An 18,442-nucleotide genomic window follows, 5' to 3' on the forward strand; every position below is an offset into this window, starting at 1 on the left:
TATGCGTAAAGCAGCAGTATTAGTTGCCTTGTTATTTACTACCCACTTAGTCTTCGGTCAATCGGAGGCTTTAAAAACGGTAGTAAATAACCTGGCTTTTTACAAACAAAAGGCAGATTTAGCGTACCTGAGTAAGGCTAAAAAATCGGTTGATAGCTTGATTGTCACCAAAAGAGATTCGCAAAATCTGCAAAAGAACGTTTACAAGGCTATTGTATACGCCAGCATTGCGTATACAGATTCAACCAACAAATTGCAGCAACCGGCAGACTTTGTTCCCCAAACCACTGTATTGGTTGACCGCCTGGCTGCTCGGCAGGGTATATATAAATATCAGTCTGAAATTGATTTTGCAAAGCGTTGCCTGGCCAACGTACTTATACGCCAGGGGTTTGAAAGCATTTACCGATCAGACTTCAATACCGCTTTACAACAATTTAAAAAAGCACAAACATATACGCCTGCGTTTATGCCGCTAAATGCATATATCGGTTATGCTTACAGCAAAAATGGTAACCTCACCGAGGCTGTAAAACATTATGAAACCCTGTTGAACCGCGACAGCACCCGAGCAGAATACGTTGAAGCTGCAGCCAATTTGTACAAGCAACTGGGGGATACCAGTAAGGCATTAAATGTACTTGAAAAAGGGCGCAAGCTTTTGCCCTTAGACAAAAACTTGTTGTTAGAGCAAGCCAACATTTACAGTAATCGCCGGGATTATAAAGCGCTGGAACCCTTAATTCCAAAATTGATGGATGCTAATCCTACCAATGCTGAAACCGCATTTATTGCCGCCAATTGTTATGACCACCTAAACAAGCAGGATAGGGCAGTATCATTGTACATGAGGGCTATTGAATTGAACAGTTCAGCATTTGCACCAATTTTTAACTTAGGGTTACTATATTTAAAGCAAAGTACACTAAAACCGTCTTCCGGCAGTTTAGAGAATATGAAACGCGCCGCGCAGTGGCTCGAAAAGGCGAATGAAATTTCGCCTTCAAATGTGCCATGCCTTCAAGCCTTGCACTTAATTTATGCTAAAACCGGCAATACGGAGCAATTAAACAAAATCGATTATAAACTACATCAATTAATCAATTAATGCATATGAAAATCAAATTTTTGATGGCAGGCCTGTTTGGCTTCATTTCGGCAACCACGTTTGCCCAAAAATCAGAGTTAAAAACGGCCCAAAGTGAATTCGACAAATATGAAACCATGCGGGGTAGTGCTGCCATGGCAACTATGGCTAACACCAGCTTAACTAATGCAAAAACATCTATAGATAAAGCAGCTGCCAACGAACAAACAGCTACTTTACCGCAAACTTACGCTCTACAAGGCGCTATATATTCCTCATTAGCTGTTAAGGATACCACAGCCGCTTCACAGCCATTATTTACTACAGCAGCTGAGGCATTGAAAAAAGCACAGGCAGCTGACACTAAGAAAGAATATGAAAAACTGATAAAGAATGCTAACCTGAATTTAGCACAGGTTTCGCTAAATCAAGGCGTTAGATACTATCAGGGACAAAAATATGCAGATGCTTATAAAGCATTTGATTATTATCGTACTGTATTACCTGAAGATACTAATGCGATCTATTACAGCGCCTTATCTGCCTATAATGCACAGAATTTTCCTGCTGCCATCAGCAATTACAGCAAATTGGTAACTACTAATTATTCTAAAAAAGCTTCAGCTTATAGCGAACTTACCAATGCTTACCTGAACAATAAAGATACCACAGGCGCATTGAAAGTAATTTCTGATGCTTTGGTAAAGTATCCGAACAGCGCTGATTTACGCCGTACTGAAATTGAAATCAATTTACAGCAAGGCAAGCAAAAAGAAGTGATTGATAAAACTTTGGCTGCTATTAACAACGATCCTAAAAATAAGTCTCTTTATTATTATGCTGGTTTAGCATATTCAGGCGCTGCAGAGGCGATTAAACCAGCCACTGGTAAAGATGCAGCCGCTAAAGCTGCCTTAGTTAAAAGCCAGGATGAGAATTTTGCCAAGGCTGCCGAAATGTACAAAAAAGCTATAGAGCTTGACCCAAGCTATTATGAAGCTAACTTAAACGCAGGCTATGTATTAATGGCACCAGCTATTACCATGTACAATGCTGCCAATAAATTAACTGCAACTGCTGCTTACAACGCGGCTATGGTAAAAGTAAATGCCCAGGTAGATAAAGCCAAACCATATCTGGACAAAGCTTTAGAGTCGCATCCTGACTCACAGGTAGCTCTATCAAATTTGAAGAACTACTATATTATTAAAAAAGATAATGCACACGTAGCTGAAATGACTAAACGTTTAGCTACAGCAAAATAATTTTATTCAAAAGTAAAGGCTCCACAAATAGGAGCCTTTACTTTTGAATTCTTTACTTAACATAATGTTAATTATGAGGATTATATTATTGTAAAAAAAGCACTGGCGAGACAGTGCTTTTTAATTATTTCAAAGACGCTAATATTGCTTTTGCTGAGTCCAGGTGCATTTTCAGTTTAGGCTCATTTTCTTTGGCAAAAGTATTTAATGCCTTATTGGTGTTATCAGTTGTATTGTGAAATAAACTTACCGCTTGCTGATGGTCAGTTACCATCATTTGCATATAAGCTTTGTCAAACGCCGGGCCTTGCTGGGCTGACAGCGTTTTGATCATCGTCTGATGTTCCGGCTCAATAGAATCCCCAACAGATACATACTTGTCAGCCGCTAACTTTTTTAAACCGTTGCCAACGGTGGTATGATCAGCAATCATCATCTTAGCAAAATTAACTACACGAGGATTTTGTGAGTTTTTAATAGCCACATTTGCTGCAGTAATCTCCGTTAAACCCGATTCGTTGGCATCATGTATAAACTTTAGCCCTTCGCTATCTACCAAAGTTTTATTATTATAATTTTTAGCCCTCCGGTTATCCTGACAGGCTTCCATGTAACAAAAAGAAAGAGCCAGTAAGCCCAATAGCATAGTTTTTTTGGTCATAGTAGTACCGATTGTTTAATGTGATACTGTATATAACAAGCTATGTACCTTCTGGTTTACAGTAATATTACATATTGGGCGACTATCTTATATAGCTAAACGTAATGTTGTTAACTTGACCTATAACCAGATTTTAAGCCAAGTTGCGGCCGGCATTTACAATACCATATACAGTTCTGACTACCAGTTTTTTATAGATTTCTTTTTGTTTATCGTCTTGGGCTAATTTTAACTGTTGCAGAGCGTAATGCTGGGTGGTTACCAACGGTAATATAATACGCTCACGCAAGGCAATAGATTTTTTCTCAACCGGATAATTCTGCATCAAGGTCTGTGTATCGGTTAATTCCAGCAGCAGGCTTTTCGTACGGTCAAACTCGTCTTTCAACATCTGCCAAAATTCACCATACGTTTTATCGTTTGCCAAGTATGCTGTAATCCTGAAATCTGATTTTGACATCGACATCATACAGTTATCAATCATGGTATTAAAAAAACCCGATTTTTGATATAATTCTTTAACTGACTGCCACTGCCCTTCTGCTTTAACCTTTTGCAACGCAGTACCTACACCATAAAACCCGGGCACATTTTGCTTTAACTGACTCCAAGAATTAACAAAGCTGATAGCTCTTAAATCCTCCAGTTTTAGCGGTCCATCACCACTGCTGCGCTTGGTAGGCCGGCTGCTGATGTTGACCTCCGAGAGCAGTTTAAGCGGACTTAAATTTTCCAAATAGGCTGTAAACGTAGGATGCTCACGTAACTGATTGAAAGCTTCATAACTTGCCTTTGCCATATTGGCAATCAATTCTTTATGGCCCGAATCTAACAAATCATTATGTTCGGGATGCAACGCTGATACCAAGCCGGCGTTTAATAGTTGTTCAATATTAAATTTAGCGGTTTCACCCGATCCGTATTGCGAGCTTACAGTTTGACCCTGTATGGTTAATTGAATATGTTCGTTTGCAATTTCGCGGCCCATGGCTGCGTAAAAGCGATGTGTTTTACCACCGCCACGCGCCGGAGGACCTCCTCTCCCATCAAAGAACGCCAAATCAATACCATACCTTTTGGCCAATGCAGTGAGTTCAACTTTTGCATTGTAAATTGACCAGTTGGCCATCAGGTAACCACCATCTTTAGTACTGTCAGAAAAACCGAGCATAATGCTCTGGTGATTTCCTCTCAGTCTTAAATGCTGCTGATATACAGGGTGTTGGTACAGGGTTTCCATTACCCTTGCGGCATTAGCCAAATCATTTACCGTTTCAAATAACGGCATAAAGTCAACGGTTAATTCCCCTTGTTTCCAACCCGACCATAAAAACAAGTTCATCAGTTGCAGTATATCCGATGCTTCCTGGCAATTGCTGATGATATATCGGTTACATGCCCGCTCGCCATTACTGCGCTGTATATCTTTCATCAGCATAATGGTACGATAAGTGTCTTTAACCAGTTCCTCAGCATCATTAGCCAAAATACCGTCAAAGTTGGCTTCATTAAAAGTAAGTTCTTTTAATTTATCCTCTTCACTCAAATCCATATAGGAAGCTTGCAAACCGGATTGAATTTCAGGTCGCTCGATACCATATTTAAATACGTCTCGCAGTACACGGCTATCCTGCCTGATATCTAATGTGGCAAAGTAGCAACCGTACAAGCGCACTTTATGAATCAGGTTGTTGACTACATCTACAAACAAGCCATCATGGTTATGAAGTAAAATATCATTGATAGCACCCAATGTTTGCAGCATTTCCTGCTGAAGGTTTTCAGAGCTTTCTGCCGGGTTGAATGCATTTTCATACAACATCTTCTCCAGCTTTTCCATGTACTCATCAACTCCCCTGAACGTAACACGCCGTTTCAACACCCTGAAATCACGATAGTAGCACCGGAAAATAATTTGCCTTAATGTAGCTGCTACGGTTTTAGTGTCATTCACATGCACATTGGGATTACCGTCTCTGTCGCCGCCTGGCCAAAAGCCCAGTTCGAGCACCTGATGTTGCTTGTCGTCAATACCAAATTCATCATCAACCCGCGCCTGTATGGCGGCTACAGTATGATAGAAAACGTTCTCCAGAAACCAGATCAAACTCAGTGCCTCATCAACCGGCGTAGGCGACTTATGGTTGAAAAACGGCGTTTTACCCAACTGCTGCAAAAGCAGGTGGATACTGCTGATATCATTATGTTTTAAAGCTTCAATTAAATCCGTCATGATACTCAACACCGTGCTCGGATAAAATTGGGTAGGATGCGCGGTAAGCACCAGCCGGAGTGACAGCTTTTTTAATTTTTCTTTTACTTTCTGATAATTAGATGCGCTGGTGCTGGTATGCTGAATTAAACTTGTAATGGTACCTGTTTCATCGGGCCGGTTTAATTTACTAAAGGATGAATCCTCAATAGCATCAAACAATACCACCTGCCGCTCTATATATTGGATGAATCGGAATAAACGGTTTAATCGCTCTTCATGGTCAAGATTTGGTGCATATTTATCAAAAAAGGAATCGATAATTTCGGTTGGCGACTGCAATTCGGCAGTGCCCTTTTCACAATGGGCGCTGAAGAAGGGCAATAGTATCCCTGTATCTTTAACCTGATAAAAAGGTAAGGTTAAGAATAAACTGTTGTACAGTTCAAACCGGGTAACTACTTCCTGATTAAAAATAGCTTCTTTAGGGGTAATGTTAGGCAGAGATGATGACATAAGGCGAATTAAGTATTATTTTATTCAAAAAACTACTTAGCGGCTAAATCGTAATATAAACTTAACCTTGTTTAAAGGGTTAATTTGGTACCAAATAGTTTTTGAAACATGCAAAACACATATTTGTGTAGTTTTGACCCTAAGATATATCCTTTTATTGAATACATGAAGATTAACAGCCGTGAATTTAAAAGCTTTTTTTATAGTCAGTACTTTTCTGATGGTTTGCGTATCACGGCAGGCTTACTTCTTCCGGCTGCGATTTTTGCCCAGCTTAACCGCCTCGATTTAGGTTTAACCTTATCCTTGGGTGCCATCAGCACCAGTGTGGTAGATACCCCAGGGCCGGTTGTTCATAAACGTACCGCACTACTCGTCAGCTCGTTATTAGCTTTTGTAATAGCAGTTATTACAGGCTTTGTACATTTTAGCGTACTGTTTTTGGGTATCGAAATTACCATATGCTGTTTTTTGTTTTCTATGCTTAATGTGTACGGCAACCGTGCAGCGTCTGTAGGTACGGCTGCTATTTTAACCATCATATTTGTGATGGACCGAGACCTGCAGTACAACCAGATTTTTGAGTATAGTTTCACCTTACTGGGTGGTGGTATATGGTATACATTAATGAGCTTGACTTTTTTTGGCATCAGGCCTTACCGCGCTGCGGAACAGGCACTGGCCGAAAACATCACTGATATTGTAAAGTTTTTACGTATTAAAGGCGATTTTTACTTACCCGAAACCAATATTGACGAAAACTATCATAAACTGGTAAACCAGCAGGTGTTGGTGAGCCAGCACCAGGACGTAGTGCGCGAACTGTTGTTTAAAAGCCGGTTGGTGGTTAAAGAATCGACCAATGTAAGCCGCATGCTCTTGCTGATGTTTGTAGATTTGGTAGACCTCTTTGAGCAGATTATGGCCACCCATTATGATTACGCCACCATCCGCGAGAAATTTGCCCACACGGGGGTACTGCCGCAAATAGGCAAGCTATCGCACCGTATGGCCGATGAGCTTGACAATGTAGGGTATGCACTGTTAACCGGCTCCAATTACAAGCCTGAAGCTGATTTCGGCAAGGAGCTGGAAGCACTGAAGTTAGGAATTGATGAGGCGGGAAATACTGAAGACGTAAGCAACCTGGTGCTAAAAAAAATACTCATCAACCTGCGCGACTTGAATCAGAAAATTATCAATATGGGCTATTATTACAATGCCCGGAGCGGTAAAAAACTGATAGAAACCAACCACCGCGAGCTACAATTTACCAGGTTCGTATCTCACCAGGATTACTCACCCCGGATACTGATTGATAATTTATCGTTTAAATCAGCAACGTTTAAGCACTCATTAAGGGTGAGTATGGCTTGCCTTGCAGGTTTCGTAATTACAAAAAGCAGTTTGCTAATTACCTGGGTGAACGCAATCACAGGCAAACACCTTGTATTCGGGCATCATAGCTATTGGGTAATTTTAACCATTATTGTAATTTTAAAGCCCGGCTTCAGTTTATCCAAGCAGCGTAATATTCAACGTTTAACGGGTACTATTGCCGGCGGGCTTATTGGTGTTCTGATTCTTACCGTAGTACACAACAGCTATGTGCAATTCCTGTTCCTGGCCATATTTATGATTGGTGCTTACAGTTTTAATCGTACCAATTATGTAATCAGTGTTATTTTCATGACCCCTTATGTACTTATTCTGTTCAAATTTTTAGGCGTGGGGCACCTTAATATTGCCGAAGAACGCATTGCAGACACTATTATAGGTTCGTTGCTTTCTTTTCTTGCCAGTTATCTGTTGTTCCCTTCATGGGAATCTGATCAGATTAAGCAAAACCTGGCCGATGTATTGAATGCCAATATCAACTACCTGATGAAAATTGCAGATGAAATTACCGGAACCCGTGTAAGCATCACTGATTTTAAACTGGCCCGTAAAGATGTATATGTAAAATCGGCCAACCTTTCGGCAGCATTCCAGCGCATGACTTCCGAGCCCAAAAGCAAGCAGCACCGCGCTAAAGATGTGCACAAGTTTGTAGTACTAAACCATATTCTGTCCTCTTACCTTGCAACCATTGCCTCGGGCTTTTCAGTAGCCGAACTGCACAAAGCGCAGGCCGGAAATTTAAAACTGGTAAAGCGCAGTATTAGCACCCTGGGTGAATGCAGCCGCAAGTTGGGCGGACAGCGCTTTGAATATACAGCTGAAAAGCCCTCCACCCCTGTTGTATCATCTGTAACTGAGGATGATAATTTGATTAAAGATCAATTAAACTTTATCACCAAGATTAGTAGTGATATTGCTAAAATCACTGAAAACATTTTGGCTGCAGCCTGATAAGCTCTCTTATATTTTTTCTGTCAAATGTTTCCAATATCGTTTTGGAATATGTCGCAGATGAAGCTTGGTATTTTTACGGGCCGGAATATTGGCGCTTTTGAAATAGTTTTTCCAAAGGTCCTGATATAAGCCTTCTTCATCAGTATAAGCATGCAAAGTATGATCAGGGTTTGCAGTAGCAAAATCAAGTGAAATGAATTGGGTATCGTGCAAATCATAATATAAGCCGTAGCATCGCTTCATATCGTAAATAATCCATTTTTGATCAGCGTACCGGCTTTTAAAGTGTTTAATGAGCAAAGGCAATACATTGAAATCAGGTTCGATAGCGGCATAATAAGTGTTATCTTTTAACAGTTTAAACCGTATAAACGCCTCCATGCGATGCTTTTCACGCCGCATCTTACTTACCAACTCTGATACACGCATCACATACTTATTTCCGTAATCTTCTTCAATATTCTGGGCAGAATCAAACACATAGCGAATATAACCCAGTATCATATTATCTTCCCCATCAATACCGCCCAGGTGAGCGGTATACAAACGCTGAAGCCCCATGGCCGACAAGCGCTGCTGCAAACCGCGCAACACCCGCATCGCCCGGTAATCATCAGTAACAATAGTCATTACCTCTTCAAACAGAGCTGTATTGCGCCATTCCTCCTTCTCCAATTTTACATGACCAAGGCGGCGGTCGTAAATATTAAATACCGCAGTAAGCAAACCCTCAAAAGTTCCGTCATATAATAAGGTTGTCATTCGTTAAAAAAGGTTGAGTTGAACGGTTGAATTTTTCAGGTATTTGCTATGTGATTCAGCTAAAATGTATTGCTTAATGTTCATCGGTGTTAAATCACGCCGTTCGAATTGCTGACTGTTGCAGGTAATAAAATAACGGGCACGATTTATAGCAATACCCATAGCTTTTAAGTGTTCCCAGTTTAATTTTCCGAATTGCCGCGCACTTACAATTTTTTGTGCCGATTGTACGCCGATACCCGGTACCCTCAAAATTAATTTTAAGTCCGCTTTGTTAATATCGATAGGAAATGCCTGCAGGTTACGCAAAGCCCAGCCTAACTTTGGATCAATATCTAAATCCAAATGCGGTTGTGCTGCATCCAATATTTCACTCACATGAAAGCCGTAATTTCTCATGAGCCAATCAGCCTGATACAACCGGTTTTCACGCACCATAGGTACGCTGGTGTGTAAAGCCGGCAGGCGGCTGTCGCTTAGTACCGGTACATAACCCGAATAGTACACGCGCTTCATGTTAAACTTCTGGTAAAAATGATTAGCCACATGCAAAATTTGCCTGTCGTTTTCTGGCGTTGCGCCGATGATAACCTGTGTACTCTGACCGGCCGGTGCAAATGTAGGTGTGCTCTTAAATAGCTTTTTTTCTTCGTTATGCAGTATGATCTCGTTTTTTAGATACCGCATAGGTTTAATCATTTCCTGGTGACTTTTATCAGGTGCCAGCAGCTTTAAACCCGCTTCGGTAGGCATTTCTAAATTTACGCTCAGGCGGTCGGCGTACAAGCCGGCTTCGTGCATCAGTTCATCACTCGCACCGGGGATAGACTTTAAATGAATATAGCCATTAAAATTATGCTCGGTACGCAGTTTTTTGGCTACACGCACCAGGCGCTCCATGGTATAGTCGGCATCCTTAAAAATTCCTGAACTTAAGAAGAGCCCTTCAATATAATTCCGGCGGTAAAAATTAATAGTGAGATCAACTACTTCCTGTACAGTGAAAGCTGCACGCTTAATATCGTTGCTTTTGCGCGATACACAATAGGCACAATCAAAAATGCAGTGATTAGTCAGCAATATCTTCAATAATGAAACGCAGCGGCCATCCTCAGTATAGGTATGGCAAATGCCGTTGCTGGCATTACCCAAACCTTTGTTCTTATTTTGCCGTTTACTCCCGCTCGATGCACAAGACACATCATATTTAGCAGCATCAGCCAGGATATTCAATTTTTCGGTAATACGGTCAGCGTTCATAACAATCAAAAATACTAAAATTATTAGCATTTCAAATAGCTTGCCAATAAAACTCTTTACCCTTTTTTGGAGTTAATCAATCAAAAGTAAATACAATGGAAAAAATATATACGGCGGTAGTAACCGCAAAAGGCGGCCGGGATGGCCATATCAAATCATCAGACGGTGTATTGGATTTAGATTTGCGCAAACCTACCGAAATGGGCGGTGAAGGCGGTAATTATACTAACCCAGAACAATTATTTGGCGCTGCTTATGGAGCCTGCTATTTAGGTGCCCTGGGTACGATAGCCAAGCATGATGGTGTAGATGTAAGCGAAGCGACGGCAGAAGTGCACATCGGTTTTAACAAGGATGGTAATGCGTATGCTTTATCAGCCGAATTGCATGTGCACATACCGGGTCAGTCACTGGAAGAAGCACAAAAGCTGGCAGACAAAGCACATCGGGCCTGCCCTTATTCTAAAGCAGTACGAGGAAATATTGAAGTGAAGGTAATGGCGGTTTAGCCCCCTATCCCCCTGAAGGGGGAATAGAAATTTGGAAATTTGATAAAAGACGAAAAGAGTAAGGACAAAAGATATTGGAATAAATCCAATATCTTTTGTCCTTACTCTTTTTATAAAAAATCCTGTTTTATGGAATCAGTTTTTCTCTTGTTCCCCCTTTAGGGGGCCGGGGCTTCTATACTACTTCCTCTTTCACCATCGTATGTTCAGGGCGGCCGTTTTTGAATGCTTTGCGTGGTGTTAAGCCCAAGAGTTCAAACATCGCCATATCAGTATCGAACGAAGGATTTGGTGTGGTTAACAACTTTTCACCGGCAAAAAGGGAATTGGCACCGGCCATAAAGCATAACGCCTGCTCAACAGTGCTCATTTCGGTACGGCCAGCTGATAGGCGTACTACCGTTTTAGGCATAATTATACGGGCGGTAGCAATCATGCGTACCATATCCCAAACCGATACACGTGGCTGCTCGGCTAAAGGCGTACCTTTCACCGGAACTAAAGCATTAATTGGCACCGATTCGGGGTGCTTTGGCAGGTTGCTTAGTGTTTTTAACATGGATATACGGTCTGCCTCTGTTTCGCCTAAACCGATAATACCGCCGCTGCAAACCGTCAGTTTAGCCTTGCGTACATTCTCTAATGTTTTTAAGCGGTCATCATAAGTACGGGTGGTGATAATGCGCTTGTAGTCATCCTCAGAGGTATCCAGATTATGGTTATACGCATACAAACCGGCATCGGCCAGGCGCTGGGCCTGCTGCTCGGTAAGCATACCTAAAGTACAGCATACCTCCATATCCATAGAGTTTACGGCCTGTACCATATCAATCACTTTGTCAAAATCGCGGTTATCACGCACTTCGCGCCAGGCAGCACCCATGCACAAGCGTGAAGCACCACCGGCTTTTGCTTTTTCTGCAGCAGCAATTACCTCTTCTTTCGGCATAATAGCATGCACGTCTACGCCAGTGTTGTAACGTGCAGCCTGCGGACAATAAGCGCAATCCTCAGGGCAACCTCCAGTTTTAATTGAGATTAGCGAGCTGATTTGTACTTCGCTGTAATCCTGATTTTCGCGGTGAATGGTAGCCGCACGATAAATTAAATCGAGCAGCGGCGTATGGTAGATTTCTGAAATTTCTTCTTTAGTCCAGTCGTTTCTGATTTCAGTCATGCTTAATGAATTTTAAAGCTTCAAAATTATAATAAAAGCTGGGTTGCCAGCCATAAAGGCAATAAAAAGCCGATACAATCTGTAAATGTAGTAATGATAATGGATGATGCTACAGCCGGATCGATGCCAAAGCGCTTTAGCATCAGTGGTATACTGGCTCCGGTTAAGCCGGCTACCACCAGGTTACCTGTCATGGCCAGAAACAGTACTAAGCCTAACAACGGGTTGCCATCATATAATAAGGCAACGCCAAATACAATCAGGCCATTGCTGGCGCCATTAATCAGGCCTACCAAAAACTCCTTTAAAACAGTTTTATAAGCTTGTTTGTCGGTTAAATCGCTTAGCGATATACGCCTTACCGTTACCGCCAATGCTTGGGTTGCCGAATTACCGCCCATACCGGCAATAATGGTCATGTATGCCGACATCACCGTAAGCTGTTTTAAAGTACCGTCGAAATGCCGGATTACAGAAGCTGCAAGAAAGGCTGTGCCCAAATTGAGTACCAGCCAAGGCAGGCGGCTCTTCACAGCATCCTGCCAGTTACCGGCAAGTTCTTCGTCTTCCGATACACCAGAAATTTTCAGAATATCCTCTGTATTTTCCTCTTCCAGTACGTCAATAATATCATCCACAGTTACACGGCCCAATAGCTTCATTTTACGATCAACTACCGGGATACTGGTTAAATTGTATTGCGAGATGAGTTTAGCTACTTCTTCCTGGTCGAGGCTTGATTCTACATATACAAAATCGGTGTTGAGCAATTCCTGAACCTGTACATCAGACCGGGCTTTAATGACATCTTTTATAGAAAGAATGCCCTGTAATACACCAGCTTCATCTACAGCGTAGATGGTATAAAACTCCTCCATTTCTTCCGACTGACGGATGATTTCGTCGAGCGCTTCCTTTTTGCTTTGATGAACACTAACCTTAATCAGGTCGGTGTTCATCAAACCACCGGCTGTATCTTCGGCATAGGTAAGCAAGCTGCGGATATTGGAAGCATCCTCCTCGTCAATTTTATCCAAAACCTCCTGCTGCTCATGCGCTTCTAACTGCGAAATAATATCGGTAGCATCATCATAATCCAGTTCCTCAATAATTTCAGATCGCTTTTCGGGATGCAGGCTGATTAAGAGGTCTTCGGGGTGATGCTCCTCTCCCATCTCCGACAGGATTTCTGAACCTGTCTCCGCTGGTAACATATTGATGATGCGTTCACGGCTGTCGGGCGAAAGGCTTTCGAAGAGAATAGCAATCTCAGAGGCATGATAATCTTCCAATACTTTCTTTACATCAGCATCGTTACCCTCCAGGGCAGCTTGCAGGCGAAGTAAATCGGCACGGTTTAGCTCAAAAGATTGCATTGGCACAAAATACGGATTATTGCCAAAAAGACACAAAAAAAGGGCAACCATAAGCGCCCTTTACCAAGTTTTGCTTACTGATTATGCCACCTTAGACAATTTATAAGAAGTGTTTTCGTGGTTAATAACCAGTTCGTTTTGCCCGATAGACTCAATCATGATTTTACGTTCACCTGAACGGTCATAATTGTGAATAAGCAAGTACAGATTATCAGCATTTTTTACTACACGGAACGGAGAAACAATAGTACCTGCAGGGCGCATTTCTTTAAAAAAAGAAATTTTCAATAAATGGGTTACAAAATCAAATTCGAATCTTCTCTCATCCTCGAGATAGATACCCATAGGTAGTGTATTCATGGCGGTTCATAGGTTTGTTTAGATGGTAGAAACTTATAGCATAAAAATAGCAAAACTTTTAATTCAAATGCAAAGCTTTGGATAAATATTTTGCCCGGAAATTAACTGGTGTAATTGTATGTGATAATAACGCCGCTAAAGCCATTTAGTTTTGACAGAATTGAGTTCACCTGCATTTTTCTAATAGCTACTTGAATGGACGACTGGTTATCAAAACTCTGACGCAGTACTGCCAGCTTTTCATCTTTAATTAACTTCATTACATTGTTCATCTGCAGGTAATCAAAGCTAATCGTATACACATCATTTACCGTTTCGGTAACTATTGCTGCAACATTCAGGGTTTGCTCTGCAGTAGTTTTATAAGCGTTGATCAAACCAGGTACACCCAGTAATGTGCCTCCAAAGTATCGTACCACAATCAGGCCTGTATTGGTAACATCTTTTGAAAGCAACATATTTAAAATAGGCCTGCCTGCTGTGCCAGAAGGTTCACCATCATCATTGAGTTTAAACACTGATCGGTCTGGACTTAAACGAAGCGCCCAGCAATGATGCGCAGCTTTGGGATGCTTCAACTTCACATTTGCCAGTATATCTTTAAATTGCTGCTCGGATTTAACAGGAAACGCAAGGCCGATAAATTTGCTGCCACGATCGGTAAATAAAGCCTCGGCAGGTTGCTGGATGGTTTGAAAGCTATCGTCGAACAGCATTAATAGGATGTAAAATAAATAATTAAAATGGATACTAAAGCCAATGCAATACCGGCTTTATTTAACCAGGTCAGCTTTTCGCGAAAAATAACCAGGCCTACTATAGTTCCTATGGCAATTACACCAATATTCATGGACGAAAATACCACCGACGGCTGAGTGGCCAAAGCCTGATGTGCTTTTAGATAAAACAGGATATTGCCAAAATTAATGATGCCCAGCAGCGCACCGCCGGCAATATAATGAGCCGCGAAGCGCTCATGCTTGATCAAAACCAGGTAGCCAAGGCGTATAAGGCATAACACAAAAGCCAGACTGTACACTATAAGCAGTGAGGTGTAGTAAGTGGTTTCTTTAAATAATGCCATTTGCTTAAAAAGCACATCAATAATACCCATTCCTATAAATACCACCATCAGGTATAACCAGGTATGCCGGCTTCCGCGCTCTGTACTGCGTTGCTTTTGCCACGGAATAAGGCAAAGCACCGCTGCTATACCCACCAGTATAGCTGCTGTTTTATAAACAGAGATACTTTCACCAAAAATTACAAATGAGGTAATTACAGGAATGAGCAATGATAAACGCTGCGCTACATCTGTACGTGCTATACCAGCATATTTTACAGCCAACCCGATAATCACAAATAAGGCAGGAAGTAAAATACCCAAAGCGGTATAAATATAGGCATGCCCTGCTGATACAGTATTGAGTTGTGGCTTTAAGAACAAAAAAGTAAGCAAAATGGCTACCAGATAATTCCAGGTAATGGCCTGAAAGATATCGATATGATACCGCCTGAACAGTTTGAGTAAAACTGATACACCTACACTACAACAAGCACTTATGAAAATGTAAAGCATGTATTGTTTTAATGTTGATAAAAAATCTGTAAACGGTCGGTGTCAATATAATGCTCTTCAATTGTTGCACCTCTAACTGTTGGTGCAGGTATACCGGATTGCAATACTGCTTTGCCTGTAAATACCCGGGCTTCATCCCACAAGCCGGCTTCTATAAATGAGTTTAAAGTAGCTGCCCCCCCTTCGATGATGATCGACTGAATGTCTTGCAAATACAGCTGATATAAAATGTATTGTGGTACATAACGGTTAAAGTCTTCTAAAGCGATGAATTTGATGTTACCTTCCAAATCAGTTTTCAATTCATTGAAGATAAAAGTTTCAACGGTTTGGTCATAAATATTCAAATCGCGGCTTAGTTCCAGTTTGCGGTCAATAATTACACGCTTGGGGCTTCTGCCACCGCCATATCTGACATTGAGCTGCGGATTATCAATCAGTACTGTATTCTTGCCCACCAATATGGCATCCTCCTCGCTACGCCATTGATGCACCAGGCGCTTGGATGCCTCATTGGTGATCCAGTATTGGCGGTTGCCATCCGGGGCAAAAAAACCATCAGCAGTTTGTGCCCATTTTAAAATGATATAAGGGCGATGCAAAGTCACGCGCGTGAAAAATCTTTTGTTTAACTCGCGGCATTCCTGTTCCAACATGCCTATTACAACTTCAACTCCCGCTTGCTGCAGTTTTTCAATACCCTTACCATTCACTGCATCAAACGGATCACGGCAACCTACTACTACTTTAGGAATACCATGCTGAAGAATTAAATCGGCACATGGTGGCGTTTTGCCATAATGTGCGCAAGGCTCGAGTGATACATACAAGGCAGATTGCTGCAATACATGCGCTGCATCAGCATGGTTCATCAATACCTGATTAATTGCATTTACTTCGGCATGCGCCTGACCATAACGCTGATGATAGCCCTCGCCAATGATTTGGCCATTATGCACGATAACGGCCCCTACCATAGGGTTAGGGCTTACTGCACCAGCGCCCAAACGGGCCAGCTCAATGCAACGGCGCATATATTTTTCGTCAGCAATCATCGCACAAAAATAGCTTTTTCTGTTTCTTTGTGGCATGAAAACCATTCAGGATGTATTTATACAATTTCGGCAACAGTTAGGTGCCTCGTATGAGGCCAGCGAACTGCAATCGGTCACCTTATTTACATTGAATGAGGTTACCGGCAAAAGCAATGCCCAATTAAAAGCTTTTCCTGAAACTGAATTGAGCGAAGCAGAACGGGCGAAATTAGAGGCTGTGTTAAAGCAACTTGCCGTCGGTATGCCGGTACAATATGCTGTAGGCCAAACTGAGTTTTATGGTTCACCATTTAAAGTAACTCCGGATGTACTCATTCCACGCCCCGAAACTGAAGAATTGGTAGATTGGATTCTGCGGGAAGCAGCCAAACGGCAATGGACCAAGCCCAACGTTATAGATATAGGAACTGGAAGCGGGTGTATTGCCATTACATTGCAGAAAAATATCTCACAAGCCACAGTTTCTGCAATTGATATTTCTGAAGCCGCCTTACAGGTGGCCAAAGAAAACGCAGCGATGAATAAAGTGGACGTCGATTTCATAAAGTCTGATATTTTGCAAGCCGATTTTGCAATGCGAAATCAATTCGACGTTATTGTTAGTAATCCGCCATATGTTACTCAACAAGACAAGCTACAAATGAACAACCGGGTAACTGATTTTGAACCACACACCGCTCTCTTCGTACCCGACGAGAATCCTTTGCTATTTTATAAAGCCATAGCCAACTTTGCAGTTCAGCACCTTAAACCACAAAGTTTACTTTTTTATGAAATTAACGAAAGCCTGGGTAACGAAACGGTAGAAATGCTTAGCCGTAAGGGTTTCATAAACATTGAATTAAAAAAAGATATGTTTGGAAAAGACCGAATGGTAAGAGCCTGCTATAATCAGCTGCGGGGATGAAATTCAACAATCGTACTACGTAGATAATCGCGGTCTAAATGGGTGTATATTTCTGTTGTGGTAATACTTTCGTGCCCCAGCATTTCCTGCACCGCGCGTAAATCAGCACCACCTTCAACTAAATGTGTAGCGAAAGAGTGGCGAAAGGTATGTGGACTGATTTTCTTTTTCAAGCTGATTTTTTCGGCCAGCTGTTTAATCATCATGAAAATAAACTCACGACTTAAGCGACTCCCTCGTCGATTCAGGAATACAATGTCTTCTTCCCCTTTTTTAACCGGAATATGAACCCTGGTTTGCTGTAACCATATCTGCAATGCTTTAATGGCTTGATTACCTATAGGCACCAGCCGCTCTTTGTTACCTTTACCGGTTACTTTTATAAATTCAATATCCAGATTCAGGTTAGATATTTTTAACTCTGTTAACTCACTTACCCTCAACCCACAACTGTACAACAATTCAATGATAGCTTTATTGCGTATCCCATCGGGCTTAGAGAGATCTATAGCTGCAAGTAATTTATCTATATCATCATTAGACAAAACATCAGGTAACTTGCGCTGCAACTTCGGTGCTTCCAAAAGCTCGCCAGGGCTGGCCACAATCTCATCTTCTATCAGTAAGTACTTATAAAAGGTTTTTATGCCCGACACCAAACGGGCTTGGGAAACCGGATGCATACCCAATTCATTTACCCACATCAAAAAATCCCTGAGGTTGGTAAGCGTTACCTTCAATGGAAAAACAACCGGAAGCTGCATTTCGCAATATTGCTGCAGTTTAATGAGATCACGTGTATAAGCAGCAACTGAATTTTCGGCCAGTGACTTTTCCAGCTTCAAATACGTTTGAAAGTTTTTTATGGCCGCGTTCCAGTTCAAGTAATTTTGCTTTTAACGTTTTATAGCTAAGTTTGAAGTATGAAGATTCAAATTATTAACGGCCCAAATTTAAACTTATTAGGTGTACGCGAAAAATCAATTTACGGGAGCAGTGATTTTGAATCGTATTTTAATCAGCTTAAACAACTGTATCCGAACCATCAGTTAGAGTACTTTCAAAGCAATACAGAAGGTGAACTGATTAATAAATTGCATGAGGTAGGATTTGATTATGATGGCATCATCCTTAACGCTGGCGCATACACCCATACTTCAATTGCCATAGCCGATGCCATTGCCACTATTCATACGCCCGTAATTGAGGTACATATTTCGAACGTATACAAACGCGAAGCGTTCAGGCATAAATCACTGCTGGCTGCAAATTGTTCAGGTGTGATCGCAGGCTTCGGGTTAAATTCTTACCGTTTGGCTTTAGATAGTTTAATTTACAAGATGGAAGCCACCGGCGAATAG

17 protein-coding genes are annotated in these 18,442 nt (G+C 41.6%); 6 read left to right on the forward strand and 11 right to left on the reverse strand.

Features of this window, described 5'->3' with window-relative positions; translation table 11 throughout:
- Position 1: 1 nt before the first annotated feature.
- The gene (locus ACYVNW_RS05555; protein ID WP_460678853.1) at positions 2-1,108 is read left to right on the forward strand and encodes a tetratricopeptide repeat protein; all 1,107 of its coding nucleotides are present in this window, start codon (positions 2-4) and stop codon (positions 1,106-1,108) included.
- Positions 1,109-1,113: 5 nt separating this feature from the next.
- Positions 1,114-2,352, forward strand: coding sequence for a tetratricopeptide repeat protein (locus ACYVNW_RS05560; RefSeq protein WP_460678854.1), 1,239 nt, complete (start codon positions 1,114-1,116; stop codon positions 2,350-2,352).
- Positions 2,353-2,476: 124 nt separating this feature from the next.
- On the opposite strand, the gene ACYVNW_RS05565 is transcribed toward ACYVNW_RS05560, so the two are convergent.
- Together ACYVNW_RS05565 and ACYVNW_RS05570 are read right to left on the reverse strand one after the other, a co-directional pair.
- Positions 2,477-3,013: a DUF4142 domain-containing protein gene (locus ACYVNW_RS05565; protein ID WP_460678855.1), complete on the reverse strand. Its 537-nt coding sequence runs from the start codon at positions 3,011-3,013 to the stop codon at positions 2,477-2,479.
- 133 nt (positions 3,014-3,146) lie between these two features.
- Positions 3,147-5,741 (reverse strand): phosphoenolpyruvate carboxylase, encoded by a 2,595-nt coding sequence (locus ACYVNW_RS05570; RefSeq protein ID WP_460678856.1) that lies wholly within the window; start codon positions 5,739-5,741, stop codon positions 3,147-3,149.
- A 165-nt stretch (positions 5,742-5,906) separates the two neighbouring features.
- Between ACYVNW_RS05570 and ACYVNW_RS05575 the strand changes: the two genes are divergently transcribed.
- On the forward strand, positions 5,907-8,093 hold the full coding sequence (locus tag ACYVNW_RS05575; RefSeq protein WP_460678857.1) for an FUSC family protein: 2,187 nt from the start codon (positions 5,907-5,909) through the stop codon (positions 8,091-8,093).
- Between the two features lie 9 nt (positions 8,094-8,102).
- Here ACYVNW_RS05575 and ACYVNW_RS05580 read toward each other — a convergent pair whose 3' ends face one another.
- Both ACYVNW_RS05580 and ACYVNW_RS05585 read right to left on the reverse strand, forming a co-directional pair.
- Positions 8,103-8,858, reverse strand: a complete 756-nt coding sequence (locus ACYVNW_RS05580) for a TIGR03915 family putative DNA repair protein (RefSeq protein WP_460678858.1) — start codon at positions 8,856-8,858, stop codon at positions 8,103-8,105.
- 3 nt (positions 8,859-8,861) lie between these two features.
- Complete coding sequence (locus tag ACYVNW_RS05585; protein WP_460678859.1) at positions 8,862-10,118, reverse strand: putative DNA modification/repair radical SAM protein; 1,257 nt, start codon at positions 10,116-10,118, stop codon at positions 8,862-8,864.
- A 95-nt stretch (positions 10,119-10,213) separates the two neighbouring features.
- On the opposite strand from ACYVNW_RS05585, the gene ACYVNW_RS05590 reads away from it, so the two are divergent.
- On the forward strand, positions 10,214-10,627 hold the full coding sequence (locus ACYVNW_RS05590; protein ID WP_460678860.1) for an organic hydroperoxide resistance protein: 414 nt from the start codon (positions 10,214-10,216) through the stop codon (positions 10,625-10,627).
- A 175-nt stretch (positions 10,628-10,802) separates the two neighbouring features.
- Here the strand turns inward: ACYVNW_RS05590 and bioB are convergent, their stop codons facing one another.
- The 6 genes from bioB to ribD all read right to left on the reverse strand — a co-directional run bounded on the left by bioB (position 10,803) and on the right by ribD (position 16,174).
- A complete protein-coding gene (gene bioB / locus ACYVNW_RS05595) occupies positions 10,803-11,804 on the reverse strand; it encodes a biotin synthase BioB (protein WP_460678861.1) in 1,002 nt (333 codons plus the stop codon).
- A 26-nt stretch (positions 11,805-11,830) separates the two neighbouring features.
- Entirely contained in the window at positions 11,831-13,180 is a 1,350-nt protein-coding gene (mgtE, locus tag ACYVNW_RS05600; protein ID WP_460678862.1) for a magnesium transporter, read from the reverse strand.
- A gap of 81 nt (positions 13,181-13,261) precedes the next feature.
- A complete protein-coding gene (locus ACYVNW_RS05605; protein ID WP_460678863.1) occupies positions 13,262-13,540 on the reverse strand; it encodes a hypothetical protein in 279 nt (92 codons plus the stop codon).
- Positions 13,541-13,641: 101 nt separating this feature from the next.
- Entirely contained in the window at positions 13,642-14,256 is a 615-nt protein-coding gene (locus tag ACYVNW_RS05610) for an IMPACT family protein (RefSeq protein ID WP_460678864.1), read from the reverse strand.
- On the reverse strand, positions 14,256-15,119 hold the full coding sequence (locus ACYVNW_RS05615; protein ID WP_460678865.1) for an EamA/RhaT family transporter: 864 nt from the start codon (positions 15,117-15,119) through the stop codon (positions 14,256-14,258). The genes ACYVNW_RS05610 and ACYVNW_RS05615 overlap by 1 nt, the downstream gene beginning before the upstream one ends.
- Positions 15,120-15,127: 8 nt before the next feature.
- A complete protein-coding gene (gene ribD, locus ACYVNW_RS05620; protein ID WP_460678866.1) occupies positions 15,128-16,174 on the reverse strand; it encodes a bifunctional diaminohydroxyphosphoribosylaminopyrimidine deaminase/5-amino-6-(5-phosphoribosylamino)uracil reductase RibD in 1,047 nt (348 codons plus the stop codon).
- Between the two features lie 34 nt (positions 16,175-16,208).
- On the opposite strand from ribD, the gene prmC reads away from it, so the two are divergent.
- Positions 16,209-17,081, forward strand: coding sequence for a peptide chain release factor N(5)-glutamine methyltransferase (prmC, locus tag ACYVNW_RS05625; protein WP_460678867.1), 873 nt, complete (start codon positions 16,209-16,211; stop codon positions 17,079-17,081).
- On the opposite strand, the gene xerD is transcribed toward prmC, so the two are convergent.
- Positions 17,066-17,965 (reverse strand): site-specific tyrosine recombinase XerD, encoded by a 900-nt coding sequence (gene xerD / locus ACYVNW_RS05630; protein ID WP_460678868.1) that lies wholly within the window; start codon positions 17,963-17,965, stop codon positions 17,066-17,068. The genes prmC and xerD overlap by 16 nt on opposite strands.
- 39 nt (positions 17,966-18,004) lie before the next feature.
- On the opposite strand from xerD, the gene aroQ reads away from it, so the two are divergent.
- Entirely contained in the window at positions 18,005-18,442 is a 438-nt protein-coding gene (gene aroQ, locus ACYVNW_RS05635) for a type II 3-dehydroquinate dehydratase (RefSeq protein WP_460678869.1), read from the forward strand.

The organism is Mucilaginibacter koreensis (assembly GCF_054783355.1).

What these genes read in the sequence shown, in the direction of transcription:
- aroQ (WP_460678869.1), top strand. Translation starts at nt 18,005, where the DNA reads ATGAAGATTCAAATTATTAACGGCCCAAATTTAAACTTATTAGGTGTA.
- ribD (WP_460678866.1), bottom strand. Translation starts at nt 16,174, where the DNA reads ATGATTGCTGACGAAAAATATATGCGCCGTTGCATTGAGCTGGCCCGT.
- ACYVNW_RS05580 (WP_460678858.1), bottom strand. Translation starts at nt 8,858, where the DNA reads ATGACAACCTTATTATATGACGGAACTTTTGAGGGTTTGCTTACTGCG.
- ACYVNW_RS05590 (WP_460678860.1), top strand. Translation starts at nt 10,214, where the DNA reads ATGGAAAAAATATATACGGCGGTAGTAACCGCAAAAGGCGGCCGGGAT.
- ACYVNW_RS05585 (WP_460678859.1), bottom strand. Translation starts at nt 10,118, where the DNA reads ATGAACGCTGACCGTATTACCGAAAAATTGAATATCCTGGCTGATGCT.
- ACYVNW_RS05605 (WP_460678863.1), bottom strand. Translation starts at nt 13,540, where the DNA reads ATGAATACACTACCTATGGGTATCTATCTCGAGGATGAGAGAAGATTC.
- ACYVNW_RS05565 (WP_460678855.1), bottom strand. Translation starts at nt 3,013, where the DNA reads ATGACCAAAAAAACTATGCTATTGGGCTTACTGGCTCTTTCTTTTTGT.
- ACYVNW_RS05570 (WP_460678856.1), bottom strand. Translation starts at nt 5,741, where the DNA reads ATGTCATCATCTCTGCCTAACATTACCCCTAAAGAAGCTATTTTTAAT.
- ACYVNW_RS05610 (WP_460678864.1), bottom strand. Translation starts at nt 14,256, where the DNA reads ATGCTGTTCGACGATAGCTTTCAAACCATCCAGCAACCTGCCGAGGCT.
- ACYVNW_RS05615 (WP_460678865.1), bottom strand. Translation starts at nt 15,119, where the DNA reads ATGCTTTACATTTTCATAAGTGCTTGTTGTAGTGTAGGTGTATCAGTT.
- mgtE (WP_460678862.1), bottom strand. Translation starts at nt 13,180, where the DNA reads ATGCAATCTTTTGAGCTAAACCGTGCCGATTTACTTCGCCTGCAAGCT.
- ACYVNW_RS05575 (WP_460678857.1), top strand. Translation starts at nt 5,907, where the DNA reads ATGAAGATTAACAGCCGTGAATTTAAAAGCTTTTTTTATAGTCAGTAC.
- bioB (WP_460678861.1), bottom strand. Translation starts at nt 11,804, where the DNA reads ATGACTGAAATCAGAAACGACTGGACTAAAGAAGAAATTTCAGAAATC.
- ACYVNW_RS05555 (WP_460678853.1), top strand. Translation starts at nt 2, where the DNA reads ATGCGTAAAGCAGCAGTATTAGTTGCCTTGTTATTTACTACCCACTTA.
- prmC (WP_460678867.1), top strand. Translation starts at nt 16,209, where the DNA reads ATGAAAACCATTCAGGATGTATTTATACAATTTCGGCAACAGTTAGGT.
- ACYVNW_RS05560 (WP_460678854.1), top strand. Translation starts at nt 1,114, where the DNA reads ATGAAAATCAAATTTTTGATGGCAGGCCTGTTTGGCTTCATTTCGGCA.